Genomic DNA, 1,112 nt, shown 5'->3' on the forward strand with positions numbered 1-1,112 from the left:
ATATGAGATAAATTGGATAAATAACAACAACATTTTATCTTCTTCACCAAGATATTCATAAATCTCTTTTTGAATTTTATCGCTAAAAGTTTTATTTCTTTCAGGGTTAGATTTCAAAACGTTTATTTTCGCAATGAAATTATTTTCAATGTATTCATTATTTTCAAGTTCATTAAAAAAAGAATTTAAGTCTGTTCTGTAATTATTTCTACTTCTTGGGCTTGTAGTTTCTAAGATTTCATTTAGGAAATTTATAACATCTTTTTTTACAATTGAATCTATTGGTAATGATGCATCAGGTAGATAATTCATAAATCGCATGATGCGTAGTTTATAATTTTTATAAGATGTAAGATTCATTTGATTTTTCTTGATATTTAGTACATTCTCAAATGAATTTTTTATCGAATCTATTTTTTGTTTATCTACAACTGCTTTTTTCTTTTCCTCTATTGGTTTAACCTCGTCGGCGACTTTTACCTCTGAATTTGATGTTTTAGGTTTTGTAGTTTCATTAAAATAATCATCTAAATAACTAAAATCATTATTTTCAAATGGATTCGCTCCGTTTTTTAATAATAATTCAAGTGAATCTCTCAAGGTATTTAAATATTGCATTCTTTCTTTCATTGACTTGTAAGAGTTTGCATAACCTTTGATAGGAGTAACCCTTTTAAGCAATCCGCTTTGAGGACATCGAAAGCTATAATATATATACCATTCTTTTTTTAAAGCTTTTGATTGCTCATCAACTGAAAGTTGTTTCCAAATAGATATATCTATCCCACCAGTATAGATTTTTGGTATTGAATAATTCGGTTTAGACATGATTTTCTGATTTGAGATATTCAAATGTTTTGCAATATAATAGAAATTTTGGTCAAAACCGTATACTGAATCGTATACTAAATCATATACTTTGTAAAGTATTGGTAAAAATGAAGACATAAAAAAAACGGTTTAGGGAGTCTAAACCGTTTATAATCATAAAAATAATTTCGTAGCGAGAGAGAGATTTGAACTCTCGACCTCAGGGTTATGAATCCTGCGCTCTAACCAACTGAGCTACCTCGCCATTTAGTCGGGCGTCCTTGAACGCGGGTGCAAATATA

The 1,112-nt window shown here is 28.8% G+C and carries 1 protein-coding gene and 1 tRNA gene; both read right to left on the reverse strand.

Translation table 11 applies throughout. The features are described 5' to 3' along the window. Positions 1 to 948: site-specific integrase (locus tag DIU01_RS00005; RefSeq protein WP_290831217.1), on the reverse strand; the 948-nt coding region annotated here is incomplete at its 3' end. 53 nt (positions 949 to 1,001) lie between these two features. Then, a tRNA-Met gene (locus DIU01_RS00010) sits at positions 1,002 to 1,075 on the reverse strand. Between the last annotated feature and the right edge of the window lie 37 nt (positions 1,076 to 1,112).

The sequence above is a fragment of the Flavobacterium sp. genome, assembly GCF_003525665.1.
GTDB lineage: Bacteria > Bacteroidota > Bacteroidia > Flavobacteriales > Flavobacteriaceae > Flavobacterium.